Origin of the sequence: Vibrio sp. 2096, assembly GCF_033339595.1 — a bacterium.
In the GTDB taxonomy this organism is placed as follows: Bacteria; Pseudomonadota; Gammaproteobacteria; order Enterobacterales; family Vibrionaceae; genus Vibrio; species Vibrio alginolyticus.
This window is the reverse complement of the sequence record NZ_JAWOUX010000002.1, coordinates 552,835-574,077: the sequence shown is the minus strand read 5'-3', so window position 1 is coordinate 574,077 and position 21,243 is coordinate 552,835. Positions and strand designations below refer to the sequence as shown.

Here is a 21,243-nt window from a genome sequence, read left to right as displayed (position 1 = left end):
ATTTAGTCGGCATGGGCATAATTGGTGTAACTTCAAAATTTAGCCTTGTAAGCTTCCAATTTCTTCATAATGTGAACTAATTTTCTATTTCTTACCTATTATTGACATAACCCCTCGCTATATCACGCAAGGTCGTTGTAAAATCGTACGGTACTTAAGTCTACTGCCTGTGGCATTGGGCTGAATTCCGCTTTCTAATTATGCACATTAATCTCATGACACAAGTCCATGGACAAAGATAAGTTTACTAACATCTATCGCTTGCCTGGTTCGATTCAAATTCGTATCGGTAAATGGCAAAAGACGTTCCGCGGCACCTCTGATTTAGTTTTACATCAGGCGCTAATGGAGCGTAATAAGCAATTTAAGAAGCCAGACTTTTTACCTAAAGGCTGGTGTGTCACTCCTGTTGATGAAAACGACATTACCATTACGCATCACGGTAAATATATCCAAACCGTTATGCGCACAATGCTGGACAGAAAGGTCTCATACAAGCGACTGTTCCTATCTCGAATGAGTCTCGAAGATGGTGAAAAAGTGCTCCACAATTACAAGCTGGAGTGGGTAAGAAAACATAACCAGATCGCCAAAAAGTACAATCAAATTAAAAAGAAACAATATATGAACTTTGCAAGAGAAGAAGAGGAAACCCTCTACCCTTCGATTCCAAAGGGTGAGTTTGACAAAACATTATGGAACAAACTTGTCGTATCATCGTTTGGTCCGCAGAAAAAGTACAAAAACCCGCACTTTGTCCGTAAAGCCGATTTCTAAATAAACACCCCTAAAGTTAGGGGTGTTTATTTATACGTTAACTCACCAGTCGTAAGTTAAACTTGCAATAACATTTTGTCGGTCGCCATACCAACAAAAACCATCACATGTCGCTATGTACTTTTTATCCGCGATGTTTTTAGCTGCGACTTGTAGCTTGTAATCGCCGATTCGATAACTGACCGTCGCATCCATTAAGAAATAACTTGGTACTTTTAGTCTCTCTTCATTGTCTCCGTATGACTCACCTGTATAGCGCGCGCCTAAGCCAACAGCAAAGCCATCAAGAGGTCCATCAAAGAAACGATAATGTGCCCAAGCTGATGATACGGTATTCGCCACTTGGGAAGGTGTTTTGCCAACCCATGCCTTATTGATGTCTTCTTTTATCTCTGCATCAACGTACGCAATGTTCCCGATCAATGTTAAGGATGGTGTCACATTAGCTACAGCTTCAAACTCAACGCCGTTATTTTCTATTTTTCCTATTTGCGTTAATTCACTCAAGTAGATACGAGCCAAGTTTTCTTTTGTTGCCCGATACGTTGCAATATTGAAATAGCCATCAAATGAATCCGGTTGGTATTTCATACCGATTTCAAATTGATCACCGCTTTCAGGCTTCGCTGGCTTACCATTGCTGTCTTCTTGAATAATTGGATCAAAGTACTGAGAGTAACTAAAGTATGGCGTGAAGCCAGAATTAGAAATATAAGCCGTTCCCACGCTAAACGTCCACTCTCCATTATCGACTTTCGTGCGAGCACCCGTGGTAACATTATGTACTTCATTACTTGTATCGTCGTAACGTGCGCCCAATAACATCGCCCATTTATCGTTGATCAGCATATGATCTTGAAAGTAGACGCCGAGCTGCTGATTATCGATTTTCGTTCTTTGTTTATCGGTTTCGCTCAATGGTTGTAGCGTATTCGGATCGAGTAACATTATGTTATCCGAATAAGTAGGATTAAATACATTAAACCTAGGATCGGGCAAAGCTCCCATTGGTGTGTTTAATAATGCATTACCATCAGCAACTATAGGGTCATTGGCAAAATCTTTACCATCGATACTGATCATTTGAAAATCTATGCCCAACATCAAGTTATGCTCAACACTTCCCCCATTTACTTGGTGCATCAAACGATTATCGATATTAAAAGCATCAGATGACCCATCTTCTGTTGAAGCACCCCGAAGTATGGTTTTGCGTTCATTTGATGGGTCCAAAGCCGGCCCCAACGCAGGCACGTCAGCCGAGTAAACGTACGAATACATTTGTCTTAGCTTAACATCCATTTCGCTGTAACGAGCTGCTTGAACAAATGAAGTGGTATCATTAAATGCATGAGAAAACTCATAGCCTAAAGACACCTGCTCACGCTCAAACGTCTCCCAGTTAGGATTGCCTATCGCTAAACTATCACTGATCTTTCCATTTTTGTTTGGCGTTAACGTTCCTTCAACTGGCAAAAATTGCAGATAAGGATCTGAGTCGTCTTTTTGATAGCTCGTTAGAAAGGTAATTTCAGACGTCTCATTAAATTTGTACGTCATCGATGGAGAGAGAAGAATGCGCTCTGCTTCTACCCCACTAATTCTCGTCCCATTTTTTCTCGCTAACCCTTGAAAGCGGAAAGCTAGCTGCTCACTCACCTCAGAGTTTACGTCAAGAGAAAGTTGTTTACGGTCTTCAGAACCGTACTCCAAAGATACAAGTCCTGACCCCCCATCAAATTGAGGTCGCTTACTGACAACATTGATAACCCCACCTGGAGGGTTTTGCCCATAAAGAACAGACGCTGCACCACGTAAAACTTCAACCCTCTCTAACGCAAACGGATCTATTTGCCAACTATAGAAGCCAGAAGAATATAAACGGGTACCATCTTGATACAACCCGCTGTTCGCTTGTTTAAAACCACGAATAATAAACCAATCTTGCTTGTTATCTTCGCCGAAATAATTAGTTTGAATGCTTGGTGTGTACTGTAGTGCGTCAGAAATGCTAATAGAGGCACGATCATCCATTTGCTCTCGCGTAACAACAGACACCGCTCTTGGAGTCTCATTGATAGCAATATCAGTTTTCGTCGCTGCCCGACTCTTCGCTCCGAGATAACTAAAATCTGGACCAACTGCACTGTCTTGCTGCTGGCCAATCACAACTATATTTTCATCTTCCTGAGCCAAGACATTTGGCGTTGATAAAGCTAATACAACCGCCATCGACGTTGGTGTCAGCATAAACTGCCGAGTCATATTCTTCTCCTTTTTGTCGGCAGCCAAACCAACCCTTCATGACTTCAGCGACCGCTGAAAGAAAAGCGAGTTACGGCATCGCCAGTTGTTTCCGTAAAAGACAAACCAGAGGTTTTGCATAAAGCACTCGCATAGGTTACGAATGCCACTACGAGTGCTTATTTGTATAAGTACTTTCTTGGTTGAGGCTTAGCTCATTTCTATAAGCGGCGTAAACCCCACATTAAATACAAACCGCCAATGAGAGACGCCATAAGCCCTGTTGGTATTTCTTGCGGGTAAAGGACCTGTCGTCCCAACCAATCAGCCAACAACATCACCCCTGCCCCCAGTATCGCGGCGCATAACATGTGTTGTGACGCTTTGTTAAAACCAAATAAGCGAGCTAAATGCGGAGCCAACAACCCAACAAAGCTAATCGGGCCAACAACCAATGTCGCACTGACCGTGAGACAAGCAACTAAAAGAAGCAGTATTGCGCGTGAACGATCAACTCGAATTCCAAGTGCTTTAGAGGAAGCGGCACCGACAGGAAGAATATCTAGCCATCTTACGCAGAGAAAACTCAACCCTATAAAGACAAGCGCAGATAAAGACAATGGGAGTAACGTTTCAACCGAGACATAGTAGGTAGACCCAGACAACCAACCCAATGCTTGATAACTTCTTGGGTCACCAGTGGCTAGAATAAAGCTCTGTATTGCATTCATCAGTGCGGTTATTGCAATACCAGTCAACAAAATACGCTCCGGCTGAAAGCCTGACTTACGGTTTAGCAGCACAATGACTAATACCGTCGCTAATGCGCCTACGAGCCCGCCTAGAGAAAGAGTGAAAATTGACGAACCAAACCCAGTAAACATCGCGATGATCAATCCCATCGCTGTCCCTGAACTGATACCGATCACTTCAGGACTTGCCATTGGGTTTCCACTTAGGCGTTGAATCATGGTTCCAGCAATCGCTAACATTGCCCCCGCAATTGCTGCTGCAAATAATCTAGGTGCGCGCCATTCCAAAAAAATCCAATTTTGGCTAGCAAATAAGTTTGTCCACCCTTCATTTTGCACAGCAACCGTGGCAAAAAGGACAACGGAAATTAACGTACCGATCAACGCCAATGAGATCGCTTTAGGGTTTAGCTTGTAAACATGTTGACGGTGTCGAGTTAACACTGTTTGAGTATGGCCCTGCGTCTTTTGTGATAAACGAGGTAACAGCCATAACAGTAACGGAGCGCCCAATGCAGCCGTTGCTGCTCCCGTTGGTATAAAACTCGCCATTAGCCCTGGCAGTTGCTGAATAACCAAATCGGTTAAAGTCAATAACATGGCACCAATCAGCATTGATACCCAAAGCTTATGCTGGATTTTATTGATACCTATCAATCGAGTAATCGCTGGCGCCGCTAACCCGATGAAACCGATGATTCCTACGGCAGAAACCACCCAAGAAGTGATTAACACCGCAAGCCCAAGACAGACAAAACGCAACTTAGCTAACGAGACACCTAAACTCTTGGCACCTTGCTCGGAGAGTTCCAACAGACTTAACGGCTTTGCAATCACAAATGCGATAACCGTAGCAAGTGCGATTCGAGGTGCAAGATACGAGAAATCTCCCCATCCACTCTGAACAAGCGAACCGGCTCCCCATATCATTAACCCATTCAGCTTTTCGGTATTCATCATCAGAATAACCGTACTTAATGATGCAAAGTACAGGTTTATCACTAACCCAGAAACGACGACAACCGTTGGAGATAACGCTCGTCGCCATGACAACAACATCACCAACCCCATCGATATCACACCGCCGATGAGAGCAACCAAATTAGGCGCGATATCCAACATCCAAGGTGCGAATAGCGTAGCTAACATCAAAGCAAAACTTGAACCGCTCGCCACACCAAGTGTCGTGGGTGAAGCGAGAGGGTTACGCAGCACTTGCTGCATCAATACCCCAGCAACCGCTAATCCAGCACCAGATATAATCGTGGTGAAGACTCGAGGCCACCAGCTAAAGTGAAGTAAAACAGAATCGATAGATTGAAAGTTAGGCTCCCATAAACTGCTTAGAGCCAACGAAAATGAGCTTACTTGGTACAATTGGAAAGCACCAATAGAAAAGGTAAATGCCGAAAGTAACACCACAAAGCTTAAAGGCATCGTTTTCATTGTGTTAACTCCTCGACCTTACTCGCCGTAACTAACTCTGCGAAACGGAGGGCTGAAGGCATAGAACCAAAACTCCAAACGGGCGCGACTTGCATGACCTTTTCACCAGATTGTTGAACAACATATTGCCAAAATGGGTCTTGAGAGAGCCGCTCCGCTCCACCATAAGGTAATGGCTCTACGATAACGATTTGAGCTTTTATGCCAGCTAACTTGTCGATGCCAACTAGGCTGAAGCCCCAGCTATTCGTCTTTTCATTCCATGCATTACTCAGCCCAATCTTTTCGATAGCCTGGGAGTAAAGACTATTTTGACCAAAAACACGTACGTGCTTTGTATCCATAAACTGAATCATTAAAAGCGGCGGCTGGTCTTTGTTTATGCGCTGTTTTAATAAAGAGAAACGTTTTTCATATTGTTGGATAAGCGCCTCTGCTTCCGCTTCTCTTCCCAGCTCTTCACCAAACCTCCGAGTGAAACGAGTAAGTACCGACCAATCTGTGATCCCGCTTTCATATAAGTCAATCGTGGTAACGGGGGCAATATCGACTAAACGATGCTTCATTGAGGAGAAGTACGGGGCAATAAAAATACGGTCAGGTCTGAGCTCGTAAATACGCTCTATATTGGGTTGAGTTCTTAACCCTACATCCTTAGTTTGAGGTGGTAACGGTGGCGATTTTACCCAAGCATCGTAATCTTGCCCTTGAGCGACGCCTACGGGCACAACCCCTAACGCCAACATCGTTTCAGTTTGTGTCCAATCAACCGACATCACCCGAGGTGACGCCTCAGCTACTGCTTGAAAGGAACTGACCAAAAGCGCACTAAGTGAGAGAGCGAAAGAGAAATGCTTAAGTCGAGTGTTTGTACTGCTCATTATTCAACCTCTAGCTTGGCATCGCCACCGGATAACCCGCAGGGTGGTCAGAGATCTTCATCTCTATCCCGTATATGTCCCTCAGCTTAGGTTCAGTAAACACCTGTTCAACATTGCCTTGTGCAATCAAATCACCTTGATGTAATGCAACGATATGATCGCAAAAGCGCGCCGCTAAGTTGATGTCGTGCAATACGATAATAACGCCCAAACCCAACTCTTTACTGAGTTTAGAGATGAGCTTCAACATATCGACTTGATGGCTGATATCTAGCGCAGACAAAGGCTCATCAAGAAGCAAATACTCGGTTTTTTGCGCTAATAGCATGGCTAGCCACACTCGTTGGCGCTCTCCTCCAGATAGCGTATCAACTAAGCGATCTGCGTATTTTAGTGTTCCTGTCATCGCCATTGATTCTTCAACAATGTCATGATCTTTCTTGCTCAAACGACCAAGTAAACCATGCCATGGGTAACGACCAAAACCGACTAAATCTCGACCTAAAATACTGTCGGTCACCGGAAGATGCTGAGGCAAGTAGGCAATGTGTTGGGCGAATTTTTTCGCTGAGAGATCGTTAATGCTCGTTCCATGCAGAACCACGTCACCAGCGGTGTATGGCTGTTGCTGTGCCAGCAACTTTAACAATGTGGATTTTCCTGAACCATTGTGCCCAACAAGAGCGTATGTTTTCCCAGGTTCAAATGTCACATCAAACGCTTTTAGCAATGACTTGCCTTCAATCTCAAACTGGAGTGCTTTAGCTTCCAACATCCCTACTTCACCTAATAGCCATTCACAAATGAAAGCTAATCAATCGCTTTCATTCGTTAATCACGTTTGCCGTTCTTATTCAACAGAACGATTAATAAGGGAGGTTTTATATAACAACAAAGATACAAATGCAAACCGTTGTCATTATCATTACATCAACAAGATCATTGAGAGAATTGCTAAGTGTTAGTGATAATTTGCTCAGCTGAACTTCATTAGTAAATTATAGGCAGGTCAACGAGAGCAGCGGTCTCACACTGCTCTCGAATAAATTTGAACGAATACTGCAGCGTATGAAGAAATGAAAAATGCCGCAGTGAATACATTAATGACGAGCGTCAGCGCCAAACTCTACTTCTTTATAGATATCGGCCAGCGACTTTTTACCTTGTTTGTCTTTGGCTGAACGCTTTTTCTTAGTTTGATAATGGTATTCTTGCTCCTGAAGTGCTTGTTCGTGCTCTTTTGCTGACTCAACAAACTCAGGATTTGCAAGTGCTTGTTGGCGTAAGCGGTTTACTCTTTCAAGGGTTTCCCACAACATACTTCACCTCCAAACTCATTACTGTATATAAAAACAGTATTGTTTAAATATTCCTCCTCGTCAATATTTCAACTTTGTTACTGCTCTTCACATTAACCCCAAGCCTGTATAGTGCTCGGGATATTTGTGGATGATTTGCTTTATATAACCTTGATGCTCTCGCAGAGCATCAACACATTCTCGAGATAACCATCCCTGATATACCCATTTTTCAAGTTCTAACAATGCGTATGGGATGGACCACGCTTGTCTGTACGGATGGTGCGTTGTCATAAAATCAAAGGCATTCGCGACAGCCGTAATTTGCGCGGCGATTGGTATATCATCATTGGTTAAACCATAAGGATAACCAGTGCCATTTAAGTTTTCGTACTGATAAGTAACCATCTGCAAAAACAAAGTCACACTCGGGTGAACCGGATTTCCGATACGGGCAACTATGTCATCCGCTGAATCGATACAACGCTCAATATGTTGAATCAATATCGCCTCTTGTTCTTGAGAGTAATTTGTTCGGCGGCTAGCAATTTCAACTGGCAGCTGACTATCACCGAGCGCATGGAACTGAGCAAAAATACCAATATCTTCGACCATTTCGTCATTCAGGTGATAACGATCCGCTAACTGCGTTGCGATAATTTGACTGTAGTACTTCATGCGTTTGGTATGCGCGTAATACTCAGGTGAATAGCCTGGCATCATACATTGCATTCGGTTCGCTAGCGTTTCTATCGCATTGACTACTTGAGTCTCTGATTCAACCGCAAATCGAATCATTTCGAAATAAGGTTTAAGACCATTCAGCGCTTCTAAACTAAACGCATCACGTTGAGTGGAGTTCAAAAATACAAAACCAGTAAAAGCTTTGTTGTCATAACAAGGAATAGCAGCCGACGACTGATATCCGTGTTTGAGTAAAATTTGAACCCGAGGACAGTGATTAATATCATGAAGGTCTTCGACGATACGAGGAACCGCGTTTTTAGAGGCAATATTAAGGTGGTGGAGTTTACGGAATGCTGATTCGTGATGGGCTAAACACCAAGTGTCGAACTCACTTTCTGCAAATGACTTGAGCACATCTTGGTCTGGGTGATATTTTGCAAATGACACCCTATCAATACATGGCAAGTGCGCCTGCATCCTGCCTTTTAGCGTTTGCAGTTGCTCGTTAAGCGGTTTTGCAAACGGGTAAAAACTCCGGTGCGCCATGCTTCACCTCCACACCAAAGCAGAGAAACAAGAAAAGCTCATTGTGTTGCAAATTCAATGGTATTTTGAGCGGTTTTCTCCACTTAAACTATCGATATACCACAACTTAAGTGTACGAAATAAAAGCACATTTCTACCAATTTTTTCACCGGATATCTTACGGTAATTTGATCCAGATTAAAAAAGCCAACGAGCAAAACTCGTTGGCTTAACAATACTGATTGATTACGATGGATTCAGTAACTAGAGGTTATTCAAAGAACGTTCTGAACAACTAGCCTAGAGCAGGAAGCACACCCAGCGTAATTAACACCTGAGCGAATACGATGCCAGTGCCAGCGATGCCCGTTATCACTAGCGCACCATGACCACCTGCGACGCGGTACTCCCCAGTAAAATCATCCGATTTACGAACCTTGATCACCATAACCAAAGGCAAAAAGATGGCTAAAATCGCTAAGGCAATCGCTGCATAGCCCAAAGCCATAATAAAGCCTTGAGGATAGAAAAGTGCGAAGCCTAGCGGTGGAGTAAACGTCACTAGTGCCGCAATCAAACGATTAGGCTTATCGTTACTTCCTTTGATGGTATCACCCAAAAATTCGAATAGACCCAAACTCACGCCAAGGAACGATGTCAACAATGCCAAGTCAGCAAACACACCAACAATGCTACCCAAATTTGATTGGTGTACTGTCTGAGATAGTTGACCAATCAGTGCGCTCAACCCTCCGTTCTCAACAAGCGTACTTTGGCTAACCACACCCAACGTCACGATTTGCCAAAAGATATAAATAACGAGTGGAATCGTCGAACCAATAATAACGGCTTTGCGTAAAGAAGAAGTGTCACCGTCTAAGTAATTCACAATTGCAGGTATACTTCCGTGGAAACCAAACGAAGTAAAGATCACCGGAATCGCCGCTACAACAAGGCCTTGTTCGATTGGCATACTTAACAAGTAAGATTCCGTAACGTTTGGAGCAAGAAAAGAAAGCACCGCAACCATCGCAATGAGCTTCATCGCGAACAGTACTCGGTTTACTTTATCGACCGTACCGGTACCCACTGTCACAACTAAAGTCACAATTAAGGTAAAGATTATCGTTGATGTAGGCCCTGAAATATCGAGGTCAAACCATTGTGCAAGGCGGTCTCCGAACTGAGCACCACCGCCAGCGATATACGCTGCACACAACGAGTAGAAAAGAAACAACATCGCAAAACTTGCCACCCACTTGCCTTTTTGACCTAGGATCTGTTTCGCCAAAGTATGAAGTGTAGCACTACTCTCCGCATGTTGATGAAGCTCAAGCATAAGCAAGGCAGTGAAAGCCATCAGAGCCCATAAGCCTAGCATGATGATAATAGAAGTTGAAAAACCAATGCCGGCAGAGGCAAGTGGAAGCGCTAGCATACCAGCGCCTATTGTAGTGCCCGCAATAATTAGCGTACTACCGAATACTTTAGAACGACTCATTGTATATTAATCTTTACACTTTATTAGAAATTATCAGTATTAGATCGGGCAACGGCGCACCGAAACCAACACCATATTTGTATTACCGTCGATATTGTAGGATCTTTAGCAGAAGATCAAGCAAAGTGTAAGGATAAAAAACCACACATGTAAACTAAAATTTACACCCTACTGATAGTTAACAATAACTGTGTGCATTCTTCCCTGTTCATGAACTTGGGAACAGGGTAATTCCAGTGCGCCTCTTTCAGAATTAAATCAACAAGCGCATCAGCATCTTCACGTTGAATGAGCGCACTGGTTTGCTCAATATCAATAGTTGAAAACAAGGACTCCAGATTCGCCAAAAAATGCTGAGCACTTGCGTTACCTAACTGCCCCTCGGCCGTCAACTCATCGAGCTTTCTTAGTTGAGGCTCAATCTCTGATAATGAAAAGCGCAGCACAGGCAACAAGGCTAATCCGTTTGCCATACCATGAGGTATTCCATATCTCGCACCGAATGTGTGAGCAAAGGCATGAACATAACCCAAACTCGCTTTGGTAAATGCTAAACCCGCGTAATAGGATGCCATAGCCATTTTATGACGAGCTTCGACATCATCCCCTTGCATCACAGCCCTAGGAAGATATTTAAAAATGAGTTTAATAGCGGCAACCGAATAAGCCATCGTTTCTTGAGTAGCGTTTTTCGATACATAGGCCTCAATAGCGTGGGTTAATGCATCAACGCCAGTATCAGCCGTGATCTTAGGAGGTAAACCAATCATTAAATTCGCATCTAAAGCTGCCATTAGTGGCACCAACTTTGGATCCATTAAAGGGGTTTTAATGTGTGAGGAGGGATCTGACACGACCGCAGCGATAGTAACTTCACTTCCGGTTCCAGCCGTTGTTGGAATAGCAAAAAGCGGCGCTGGCATTCGCCATACCTGCAATAGTCCAGCTAATTTTTTTATTGGCCGTTTATTGGTAACTTTCGCAGCGATAACTTTTGCACAATCCATTGCAGAGCCGCCACCCAAAGCTAATATGCCCTCACAATGAAAACGATGATAAGCCTCTAGACCGCTCTCTACCTGATCATAGGTAGGATCGGGCTTAACTTGCGAGAAAACATCTAACTGTAAATCGAGTTGTGCTGCTGCCTCAAGCACCTTATCTACAATACCGACTTGGACTAACCCTTCGTCGGTAACTAACAAAACGCGTTTAAATCCCAGCTCGGTCATCGATTCTAATAGCTCATTCATCGAACCAGGGCCGGAAAACAAGGTTGGTCTCGGCATAGGAAGGATATGGGCTGCTATTTTTAACCCTGCGGTGTAAGTCCGATATAAACGATGCTTCAACATACGAAATCCTTTTCATTTAGAGCTATCATTCTAGCTACTTTTACTACCTATGCTTACTTTGCAATCACACATTTTCAATAAACTTATCTCACTAAAAGGGCTAGCATCGCTGGGAAACCGTACCATTTTATTATCTTTCCTCAACGACATGAGCTACAGAGTAAATGTTTTCAACGACGCTCTATTGTCATGTAGTTAGCAAGCTGCTTTCCCTATTACTCTGTTAGTTACAGAGCAAGCCTCGAAGAAGTCTTCTTATTTTTTGCCTTCAAAAGCAACAATATGAATTCTGTTAATCAGACATCAATACCGTGTGTCTCTGGTTGAGCCCGAACACGATCTACAAAAATAAAAATAAGAATGCGTTACATCATGATTTATTGTCGTTTTCAAATAAGTCAACAAGAGCAACAATAATCTTTCAAAACTTATACTTAGTTCAAATATCTGACTCTTAACCATGAGCTTCAGGTGATATTATTATGCAACTAGGATTATTATCCCGCCCATAATCAAAACTATGTCTAAACGCCCACCTTTTTGGGGTCTATTCGCTGTCGTACCCAATTTTTCCTATCACCTTCTGATTTGGGTTTAGCGTGGGCTAATTAGCAATGTCGGTATAAACCATGAATCATTCTTGCCATTCCCATACGGACATGGGCTTTGAAGTCGATCTGAAACAAGCACTTATCTGGGTTGCTCGAGCACTCGACTATGTCGGTGTTGATGATACGCACCATAGCCATCGTGTCGCTTACATCGCTTACCAATGTGCTCGGGTCATGAACTGGGAACCAGAAAAAGCGGAGTTTTGCTACTTCGCAGGGATGATCCACGATTGTGGGGTCTCCGAAACACAAGAACATAAAATGTTACTTGAGGAGTTGGTGCCACAAGATGTAAAAACACATTGCTTAAGAGGATACCGAAGCCTCAAGCAGTGTCGTTTGTTGCGTCAGTTTGCTACACCTGTTCTTTACCACCATACACATTGGAGTGAACTAAAATATCTTGATTTACCGCCTTTTGAAAAAGAGGTCGCTGCCCTACTCTATTTAGCCGATCGTCTGGATTTTATGCGTTCCAAATACGTCATGAACTGCCACTGTGACATTGTCACTCTTCATGAAGAACTAATTGCAGAATGCATCATGGCAAACGCTGGAACTTTGTTTAATCCAGACATGGCTAAGGCAATGGTTAGGCTCGTTATGACCGACGCATTTTGGTTCGCGATGGAGTCTGAAAATATAGAAACCATCGGATTAAACTTTAAAAGCATTGATTGGCTTCAAAAACAGCTCACCATCCAAGATATGAATAGTTTGGGCATGTTTATCGCTCGAATTGTTGACGCAAAAAGCCCATTTACTTATCAACATTCGCAAAAAGTGGCGGAGTTATCTCGGTATCTAGCCATCAAGCTTGGGTTCTGTGAGCACGACCAAGAGATGTTATTTATTGCTGGGTTGGTGCATGATATCGGAAAGTTAAAAACACCAGATGAGATTCTTCATAAAGAAGGCTCTCTTAATAAACAAGAGTATACGCGTATTAAACGCCATACAATTGATACTCAGCTCGCATTACACAAAGTGTTTCCCAACGCTAAAATAGCGGAGTGGGCCTCTAATCATCACGAGCGTTTGGACGGTTCTGGCTATCCTTATCATAAAACAGGAGACGAACTCGATGTACCATCGCGTATTGTCGCGGTTGCCGATGTTTTTCAAGCTCTGTCTCAGGACCGTCCCTACCGCGGACGAATGGCTCAAGCACAAATCGCCGCGATTATGGGTGAGCAAGTCGCTAAACAAGAACTTTGTCCTGACGTCTATGAAGTACTAGAGCGAAACATGACCGAGTGTTACGAGCTATCAACTAATGTTTAATCGATAAAGGGCGTATCTACGCCCTTTGCTGATTTTGTGCAGGTTGCAAACCAATCATTTTGCAATATCAAGTACATTGTCTCGCACACCATTGATTCTGAACCAACCTGCAATGCTGAACCGCTCTGCGTTGGTCGGTAAAACCTCATGCGGGAATTGCTCAGATAAGAATAAAAGTAAGCGTCCTGATTGAGGAGGGATGGTTGCTATCTTATTATCATTTAGATCGTAAACCACCAATTCACCTGCATCCTTTTCCGTCCAAGATTCGTTCATGTAAAAAACGGTTGTCAATCGACGGTTTTCATTGCCCTTAAAACAATCTAGATGCTTTTGGTAGAAATCCCCTTCCTCGTACTTGGCAAAGTGAGCTTCATACTCAAAAAGTCCCAGAAACAAGTGACGGTTCACTTCTTGGCGTATTTCTTCCATCTTATCTAAGTAAGAAGTAACCGCGTGCCCCATATTGGGCGATAACCATTGAATTTTGTCACTTCGAATTGACTCAATACGTGTCACATCGTCATTACGACCAATACGCGCTTTTTTCCAGTTACTTGGAATGCAGTCTCGTAATTGAGCCACTTCTTGTTCAGAAAGAAAATCATCCCAGATGTAGTAGCCATGGGTTGCTAACGCATCGATCATTTTATCCATTATTGTCGTTCACTCATATTAGTTGGGCGGTCTATATAAAAAATCTTCAACCCCACAACAAATGCGATTTTTTGTCGAAACGACAACAAAATAAAAAGAGAGTAAAAATAGGTGATGACGAATATAAAAATGCCGCTCATATGAGCGGCAATATCTTTTATTATTGACGAGCTTCTAATCTGGTTGGATGAACTCGCAACGGACTAAGACGTTTAATAGTCGGGCGTTGTTTGTTTTTTAACTGGATATGACAAAGTTCCAGAATTAAGCCGAATGCCATCGCAAAGTACACATAACCTTTGTTGATATGAATTTCGAAGCCTTCTGCCATCAATAAACCACCTAACAAAACGAGGAATAACAAAGCAAGTGTCTTAAAACCAGGGTAACACGACACCAGGTTATTGATTTTTTCGGCTGTCATGACCATCACGATAGCAGACGAAACAATCGCTGCGACCATAAGTGGGACATCACTTGTCAAACCAACGGCGGTTATCACCGAGTCCATCGAGAATACAGCATCCACGGCAACAATCTGCAACAGAACTACCGCTAAACCAGTACGGGCGTGAGTTGAGTGAGCTGACTCGTTGTGATTTAACCAACTCCACAACTCTTTCAGGCTTTTAGCCAAGAGGAATGCACCACCCGCAATCATGATAACGTCTCTTCCGGTAAACGCATGGTTCGCCAAAGAAAATAGCGGTTGAGTCAGTTGCATGATCCAAGAGATTGAAAACACTAAACCAATACGAGCAATAACAGCAAGACCAATACCAAGGTTTCTTGCCAGCTTACGTTGGTGCAGCGGCAGTCTTTCACATAAGACAGAGATAAAAACGACGTTATCAACGCCTAAGACAACTTCAAGCGCGAACAAAGTGGCGAAAATAGCCCAAGCTTCTGGTTGCATAAAAAGTTCTAGCATGAGCATGTCTCCAATAATAAGAAGACATATGGTGAAGGGTTTTGTCGACTAAAGGGGTCGTCCATTAATTATTTATACCTTTGTTACTGAGGGATCATGAGTAAATCACCAAACAATCAACAAAACAATATCTATTTTAATTAACAAGGAACAAGTTTAATTCGTGTACAAATCAATCAACTCCTCCAAATTGATTAAAATTACATAGAAGCTTTAGAATTGAATAAATGAAAGCATTAAAGTCTAACAAAACTAAGATAAATTTCTAGACTTATAAGCACCATCAATCCTTATGCAACCCATTAAATGCATTGAGCTCAAAGAGAAACAGGCGTATTTCCGAGATAAACAATAGTAAAAATTTGTTTCATGCTGATATACTGCCAAAAATCATAAGAAACCATGCTATTTATGGACTACATTGCTCTTTCGCGTATAAGCCTTAAACATCTAACTGTTTTACATATGTTGTTAACCACTCACAGCGTCACACTTGCGGCAGAACGCTTGTGTGTAACACCATCGAGCGTCAGTAAAACGCTCGGACAGTTGCGCGAAACACTAAAGGATGACCTTTTTTACCGTGATGGCACTCGCTTAGTGCCGACAGCTTTTGCGCTGCATATAGGCCCGTCAATCCATGGCATACTCTCCAGTATGAATGGGTTATTACATCAAGGCTCTTTTAATCCGGCTTACTATCAAGGTAGTTTTTCATTAGCAATGCGTGAAAGTTCGTTTGAGCTCTTTGCGCCAGTTCTACAGCATCTGTCCCAACAACTGAGCAATCACGCGCACTTGAATGTCCATGCGAAAGAGGAAATGAGCTTCGATGCATTAGCAAGAGGTCAAGTGGATTTTTTGTTGCTTCCTCACGATCTCAGCCAACCACCCACACAAAATAAAGACTTGGTCTGGAAAACCATTTTGAAAGACGAAATGGTTTGCTTAATGAGAGCATCGAACCCACTCGCTGAGCAACCCTTATCTGTTGAAAGTTACCTTTGTGCAAGACACATCGGTATTCATGATAAAGATCTGTCACAACCTTATTTTGAGCAAAATCTCACCCAAAGGCATTCAAAGCGAAACTTGGCCATGCGTGTAGCCGACTTTGGTTCAGCTGCGGTGATGTGTCAGCACTCGGATTACTTGTTCACATGCTCCAAGCTTTGGGCAAGAGCGGCAATGCAAGCAAAAGGTTTGGTTGAGCAAGCTCTTCCATTCGATTACGGGCAAGTAGCCTACAGCCTCGTTTGGAACAAAGCGAGCTTAAACGATCCCGCTTTAAAATGGTTACAGCAACAATTACTCGACGCTTGCGCCATGTTAGATGCCTTTGATGCGTAAGCATAGATAAACAACGGTACTACGTGAGTACTGTCGGCACTGTGATAGGGTTACTCACGTAGCATCGAAGCTCTGATTTTAAGCGTTCGATATCATGATGAGAGCACATATCCCAAGTTAACGCCTCCCCCACTACTCCTTGATGCTGAAAGGCATTTAAACGGATAAGCACCGATTCAGGAAGAGTACTCAAGTAACGTCCAATTGCTACGATTTCTATATCTAAATCACTTTTTCGGGGAATATGCAGTAAGCGGACCTCGTACAATTTTTCGTGCTCAACAAGGTACTGAAGGGTTTTAAATACACGATGATTATCACGCCCAGTTAGCCACTGATGCGTCTCCGTCTGCCACGCTTTCAAATCGATCATTGCGCCATCCAGAAAAGGTAGAATACGCTGCCAACCAGCAACCGCTAAAGAACCGTTACTGTCGATGAAACAAGAGAGGTGCCGTAATTCAGGATCTTGTTTTATCCCTTTAAACAGCTCAATAATGAAAGGAAGTTGTAAGGTAGATTCCCCACCGGATACAGTAACACCACTGATGAAAAAGCGATGTTTGCGTATCAAATCGAGCATTGTTACTACAGAGTAGTCAGTAATTTTTGGATTAGATTGGTTCTGACATATCTCTATACAATGATCGCAGTGGGTGCACTCCTCTTTAAGCCAAACAACGTTGTTGTTTTCGTCGAACTTCAATGCGCCTGCTGAACATTCACTCACACACTCACCACAATGATTACAATGGTTTATCGTGTGAGGATTGTGGCAGTTCAAACACTGATAGTTACAACCCTGTAGAAAGATGACTAGACGATTTCCTGGCCCATCAACACAAGAGAAAGGAAGGATACGAGTGACTTTTGCCAAAAGGCTTCCACTTCGTCTAGACATCTTGTTCTTTCCTAAACCGAACTTATGCCTGCGTGTAAGTCGGTGTTACTTCATGACTCACCACACGTGGCGAGCGTTCTAAAATTTTGGTATTTTTTGCTGCTTCTGCACCTAGAAACGTCGTGTTGGTTCTCGAACCTTCTTTATCATATTTCGCGACATCTGAAAGTTTGATCATGTAGCCTGTCACGCGAATTAAGTCATTTGAAGTGACATTCGCGGTAAACTCACGATAACCAGCATTTAGTGCCCCTTTACATAAATTGAACATCGCTTCTGGGTTAGATTTCACCGTTTCATCAATCGTCAAAATATCGCTGATACCCGCACGATAATACTGATGATGCTTCGCCGTTGCTTGTACATAAGTGACAGGGTCTGGCTCTGCACCATAAGGCAGACGTACACCTGGCGTAACATCATGATCTAAGCTAATGCCGCCTTGTGCATGTAAGAGCGCTTTGCCATCTAAACCATATTTCACCGGGGTTGAGTCCACCAGTTTAGCCAGTGTTGCTGAAACATCATGAGCAAAAGTATTTGCTCGATCATTTTTTCCGTATCGCCCTATTTGCCCTTCTTTTTCAAATAGAAGGTTTACCGCTTCGGCCATGCCGTAAACGCCATACATTGGCGCGAAATAGGACTCTTTTATCAACCCTTCTTGCGTCAAAAAGCCTTGAAAGAAGTTCGATTTTTCATGCAAGTGCGTGCTTCTTGCGTTTATGAGCTCGACCATTAATCGATGGTAAGAAGGCAACGCACTGTTTAAGAAGTCGTTACAGTCTGATGCTCGTTTTGCAACTTCTTTTAAATTCATTCGCACCAATGTGTTCGAGCCACCTGCTAATGGAAGCGAGTTGTAGCAACTTACAATACCAAAGCGTGAGCCGTTGTAGGCTTTCGCGTGCATTGGGTAATTGGCGATATGCGGTTTACTGCATTCACAAATGTTCTGTGTCGCTTGACGAAGTAAATCATCAGGTGTAACTGTCTCGTCGTACATAAAGGTGAGATTCGGTGCGATCTGCTTGAGCTCCGCATCTACTTTTAAAACAGTGCGACAAATAATGTTGTCTGTCGGTCCGACATTCACATGCATAAACGCATCTGGCAATGTGCGATCCAGCATGATCCAAAAATGTTTTAACTTTTTGTAAATCTGGCTCTCTGTTAGGTCGCCTATGTAAGGCAACAAGACATCATCTAACTGGCCTAAGTAAACCGGAATGTTCGTTACCGAAGGAACATGATGGTAAATGATGGTCAGCATGTTCAACGCATCATCGAAATCATCAGCCGGAGACAACTCTAAATAGTCTGAGCCTTGCGATAGAAATTTAGCGTAATCAGGCAACACGTAGCGAGGTTTAAACGGTGCATGACCTTCAAACATATCGCAGATGATGCCTTCATCCATTGCTTGTCTCAGTGATGGAGATACGGTCATATAAGGAATGCACGCTTCCGCCTCTAAAGCTAAAAAACTCGACTTCTGTTTTGGAGAAAGACAGACGTCGGTCGCGATATCTAGAAAACGTTGTTGTAGTTTAGAAAGGCTTGTCATCTAAGATATTCCTACAAAGTAACCACAAGCCCACAAGACAAAATACGAGCTCTACCCCTAAAGAGTAAGGTGATTTTACTCCTGCTTGGCTGTTGCCACTAATGAAAATAAACAAAACGCCTATTTCCATTCTGGAAATAAGACAAAGCTAAATTAGCGCATTCCAACTTACTATATGGGAAACCTAACTGCGTACCGAAGTCTGTCTTATTTATCGGTTTGCCGTCGACAACATCACGCCTGCACCAATAAATACTCCACCAGTCAAACGATTAAACAACTTCGCTCTTCCAGCGACAAACAACCAATCGGAGGCTTTTACCCCTAACAATGCATAAAATGTTAGCCAGCTAAGCTCAAAAACCACAAATGTAGACGCGAAAATCGCGTATTGAGCCAGTAGCGGTGCGGAAGGTTCAATGAATTGAGGAAACAAAGCGGTGAAAAAGACTATCGCTTTGGGGTTACTAGCGCCAACAATGAAACCACTAGTGAACGCGCTGAACGCTGTCGCGGAACTTTGAGTCGTTGCCGTTTTATTAAAATCTCTCTGAGATGAGCGCAACGCTTGAATACCTAACCAGATTAAATAAGCGGCACCACACCATTTGATAATATTAAAAACTAACTCAGATGAAGCAATGACAACTCCCAGCCCGGTAAATGAGAGCGTAAGGATGCTCGTAATCGCAGACAAACTGCCAAGTGCAGTCATGAAAGCAATACGAAACCCACTACTCACTCCTTTACTCAAACACAACAGTGAGCTTGGTCCTGGTGAAGCTGTGAGCACGAGAATGGCAAGAGTGTAAAAAATCCATGTATCTATTTGCATTGGCATCCCTTCCAGCAAAATGAGGTTTATAGCCCATTGTGTAGAACTATTTTATCGCCCGGTTTCTATCCATGAAGCCGAGGTCTTAATAACCATCTTGCATCTAAATAACTTAGAAAAAATTAATAGATAGTTATGCAAATAAAATACGATCTACATGCAAGGATGTAAAGCCTGTTGTATAAGCTTATCTATTTCTCTTAATCATAAAAAGGCTTAGGATCGATCTCTAACGATGAAGGCGCGATCGCTCTTTCAATTTTGTACGCACTCGTTTTTAAATCCACCATCGTGACATCAATATATCGTTTATACTTGCGGGAGTAGAAACATTTCACTTCTGGCTTTAATGCTTGAGATTCATTTGAAGACCAAACAATACCAACACGCCCATCGTTCAACTCGACAATGGAGCCTACGGGATACATCCCAATGCAATTAATGAATTTGTAAACTAAGTCGGCGTCTAAATGAAATGGCGTTAGACTCAACAAGATTTTAAACGCTTCGGCAGAACTCATGCCTTTTTTGTAACAGCGATCAGCCGTTAGCGCATCGTAGATATCTACAATACAGCTCATACGGCCGTGAATTGGAATCTCATCCCCCTTCAAGCCTCTAGGATAACCATTGCCATCTAACTTCTCGTGGTGCATCAAACAAACATCACGGCTTACTTCACTAAGCCCTTTTACGTGAAGGATAATCTCACCTGCGAACACTTGATGTAGCTTCATATGTTCAAATTCTTCAGGCGTTAGCTTCGCTGGCTTGTGCAAGATCTTATCATCGACTTTAATTTTACCTACATCATGAATAATGCCACCTACAGCAAGCTGTTTTAGCGTTGGCTTATCCAAGCCCAAGTACTTACCGAATGACACTAAAAGACAAGCGACATTGACGGAGTGTTCCAATAAATAAGAGTCTTTTTTTCGGAGCGCAGAGACACACTGCAACGCATCTGAGTCAATCAAAACACTTTCAATGACATCGTCAGCCCAAGCTTCTACTTCATCAACTTCTATGATTTTTCCTTCAAAAGTTTGATTCAATAGTTTTTGCGCCAAATCTTTTGCTTCGGCGATCAGCTTTTTGGCTCGCTTGTGTTGGATGTCTCTCGAACGATAAGTTCGTTGACCCCTCTTAAAATCTGAGTGTTTCTGCTCTCGCGTCTCTTTAGTGGCATCAGTTGATTCATCTACAGGCTTGAAGACACACTGCTGCGAAGATAATGTTTGATCTACCCAAACATACTTTACGCCACTTGTAGCAAGCTTCTTAATGCCTTCAGGGCTAGATATCCGCCCTGCATTGGCTAAATTGACGCGCTTGTTGTGCTCTATCGCGGTAACAAACATACCAACGCCGATATCAGCGAGCGCAATTTTGATTGAATTTTTCGGATCGTACTGCATATAAAGAAGGCTTACTCGATATTAACGTCCGCATTATAAGAGATTTGATTACTTGGCGTGATAATAAATTTGAATTGATTACAATTAATGAGCATCCTGTCAATTAATAATCGGTCGCGCTCATTAAGTCCTTTTTGTTATTATGGTTTTATCCAAGATAACATATATACAAATGACGTTAGAAAACAACACATTGGTACCGACACAACTGAAAATAACTTTA

17 protein-coding genes are annotated in these 21,243 nt (G+C 42.8%); 3 read left to right on the top strand and 14 right to left on the bottom strand.

The window, feature by feature from the left end; all coding sequences use genetic code 11:
- The first annotated feature begins 228 nt into the window (after positions 1 to 228).
- Complete coding sequence (locus tag R7Q41_RS05850; RefSeq protein ID WP_017820633.1) at positions 229 to 777, top strand: hypothetical protein; 549 nt, start codon at positions 229 to 231, stop codon at positions 775 to 777.
- A gap of 42 nt (positions 778 to 819) precedes the next feature.
- Here R7Q41_RS05850 and R7Q41_RS05845 read toward each other — a convergent pair whose 3' ends face one another.
- The 8 genes from R7Q41_RS05845 to R7Q41_RS05810 form a co-directional block, all read right to left on the bottom strand.
- Positions 820 to 3,042 carry a TonB-dependent siderophore receptor gene (locus tag R7Q41_RS05845; protein ID WP_315957020.1) on the bottom strand — a complete coding sequence of 741 codons (2,223 nt, stop codon included), beginning with the start codon at positions 3,040 to 3,042 and terminating at the stop codon, positions 820 to 822.
- Between the two features lie 200 nt (positions 3,043 to 3,242).
- Entirely contained in the window at positions 3,243 to 5,219 is a 1,977-nt protein-coding gene (gene fhuB, locus R7Q41_RS05840; RefSeq protein ID WP_318108056.1) for a Fe(3+)-hydroxamate ABC transporter permease FhuB, read from the bottom strand.
- Complete coding sequence (locus R7Q41_RS05835; protein ID WP_318108054.1) at positions 5,216 to 6,100, bottom strand: iron-siderophore ABC transporter substrate-binding protein; 885 nt, start codon at positions 6,098 to 6,100, stop codon at positions 5,216 to 5,218. The genes fhuB and R7Q41_RS05835 overlap by 4 nt, the downstream gene beginning before the upstream one ends.
- A gap of 10 nt (positions 6,101 to 6,110) precedes the next feature.
- Positions 6,111 to 6,875, bottom strand: coding sequence for an ABC transporter ATP-binding protein (locus R7Q41_RS05830; RefSeq protein WP_005394180.1), 765 nt, complete (start codon positions 6,873 to 6,875; stop codon positions 6,111 to 6,113).
- 325 nt (positions 6,876 to 7,200) lie between these two features.
- The gene (locus tag R7Q41_RS05825; RefSeq protein WP_005377723.1) at positions 7,201 to 7,419 is read right to left on the bottom strand and encodes a hypothetical protein; all 219 of its coding nucleotides are present in this window, start codon (positions 7,417 to 7,419) and stop codon (positions 7,201 to 7,203) included.
- 87 nt (positions 7,420 to 7,506) lie between these two features.
- Entirely contained in the window at positions 7,507 to 8,631 is a 1,125-nt protein-coding gene (locus tag R7Q41_RS05820) for an HD-GYP domain-containing protein (protein ID WP_054574122.1), read from the bottom strand.
- A gap of 274 nt (positions 8,632 to 8,905) precedes the next feature.
- Complete coding sequence (locus R7Q41_RS05815; protein WP_158156337.1) at positions 8,906 to 10,111, bottom strand: aromatic amino acid transport family protein; 1,206 nt, start codon at positions 10,109 to 10,111, stop codon at positions 8,906 to 8,908.
- A gap of 161 nt (positions 10,112 to 10,272) precedes the next feature.
- Complete coding sequence (locus R7Q41_RS05810) at positions 10,273 to 11,466, bottom strand: iron-containing alcohol dehydrogenase (protein ID WP_213971266.1); 1,194 nt, start codon at positions 11,464 to 11,466, stop codon at positions 10,273 to 10,275.
- A 629-nt stretch (positions 11,467 to 12,095) separates the two neighbouring features.
- On the opposite strand from R7Q41_RS05810, the gene R7Q41_RS05805 reads away from it, so the two are divergent.
- A complete protein-coding gene (locus R7Q41_RS05805) occupies positions 12,096 to 13,361 on the top strand; it encodes an HD domain-containing phosphohydrolase (protein ID WP_258481446.1) in 1,266 nt (421 codons plus the stop codon).
- A gap of 54 nt (positions 13,362 to 13,415) precedes the next feature.
- Here R7Q41_RS05805 and R7Q41_RS05800 read toward each other — a convergent pair whose 3' ends face one another.
- Complete coding sequence (locus tag R7Q41_RS05800) at positions 13,416 to 14,018, bottom strand: 2OG-Fe(II) oxygenase (RefSeq protein ID WP_005377733.1); 603 nt, start codon at positions 14,016 to 14,018, stop codon at positions 13,416 to 13,418.
- Between the two features lie 160 nt (positions 14,019 to 14,178).
- Positions 14,179 to 14,949 (bottom strand): TerC family protein, encoded by a 771-nt coding sequence (locus tag R7Q41_RS05795; RefSeq protein ID WP_017820626.1) that lies wholly within the window; start codon positions 14,947 to 14,949, stop codon positions 14,179 to 14,181.
- Between the two features lie 411 nt (positions 14,950 to 15,360).
- Between R7Q41_RS05795 and R7Q41_RS05790 the strand changes: the two genes are divergently transcribed.
- Positions 15,361 to 16,299: a LysR family transcriptional regulator gene (locus R7Q41_RS05790; RefSeq protein WP_318144410.1), complete on the top strand. Its 939-nt coding sequence runs from the start codon at positions 15,361 to 15,363 to the stop codon at positions 16,297 to 16,299.
- A 19-nt stretch (positions 16,300 to 16,318) separates the two neighbouring features.
- Here R7Q41_RS05790 and R7Q41_RS05785 read toward each other — a convergent pair whose 3' ends face one another.
- The 4 genes from R7Q41_RS05785 to R7Q41_RS05770 all read right to left on the bottom strand — a co-directional run bounded on the left by R7Q41_RS05785 (position 16,319) and on the right by R7Q41_RS05770 (position 21,020).
- The gene (locus R7Q41_RS05785) at positions 16,319 to 17,200 is read right to left on the bottom strand and encodes a YjjW family glycine radical enzyme activase (RefSeq protein WP_170890610.1); all 882 of its coding nucleotides are present in this window, start codon (positions 17,198 to 17,200) and stop codon (positions 16,319 to 16,321) included.
- 22 nt (positions 17,201 to 17,222) lie between these two features.
- Positions 17,223 to 18,767 (bottom strand): YjjI family glycine radical enzyme, encoded by a 1,545-nt coding sequence (locus R7Q41_RS05780; protein ID WP_172563279.1) that lies wholly within the window; start codon positions 18,765 to 18,767, stop codon positions 17,223 to 17,225.
- 211 nt (positions 18,768 to 18,978) lie between these two features.
- The gene (locus tag R7Q41_RS05775) at positions 18,979 to 19,602 is read right to left on the bottom strand and encodes a LysE family translocator (RefSeq protein WP_021033866.1); all 624 of its coding nucleotides are present in this window, start codon (positions 19,600 to 19,602) and stop codon (positions 18,979 to 18,981) included.
- A gap of 200 nt (positions 19,603 to 19,802) precedes the next feature.
- On the bottom strand, positions 19,803 to 21,020 hold the full coding sequence (locus tag R7Q41_RS05770; protein ID WP_149191818.1) for an HD-GYP domain-containing protein: 1,218 nt from the start codon (positions 21,018 to 21,020) through the stop codon (positions 19,803 to 19,805).
- Between the last annotated feature and the right edge of the window lie 223 nt (positions 21,021 to 21,243).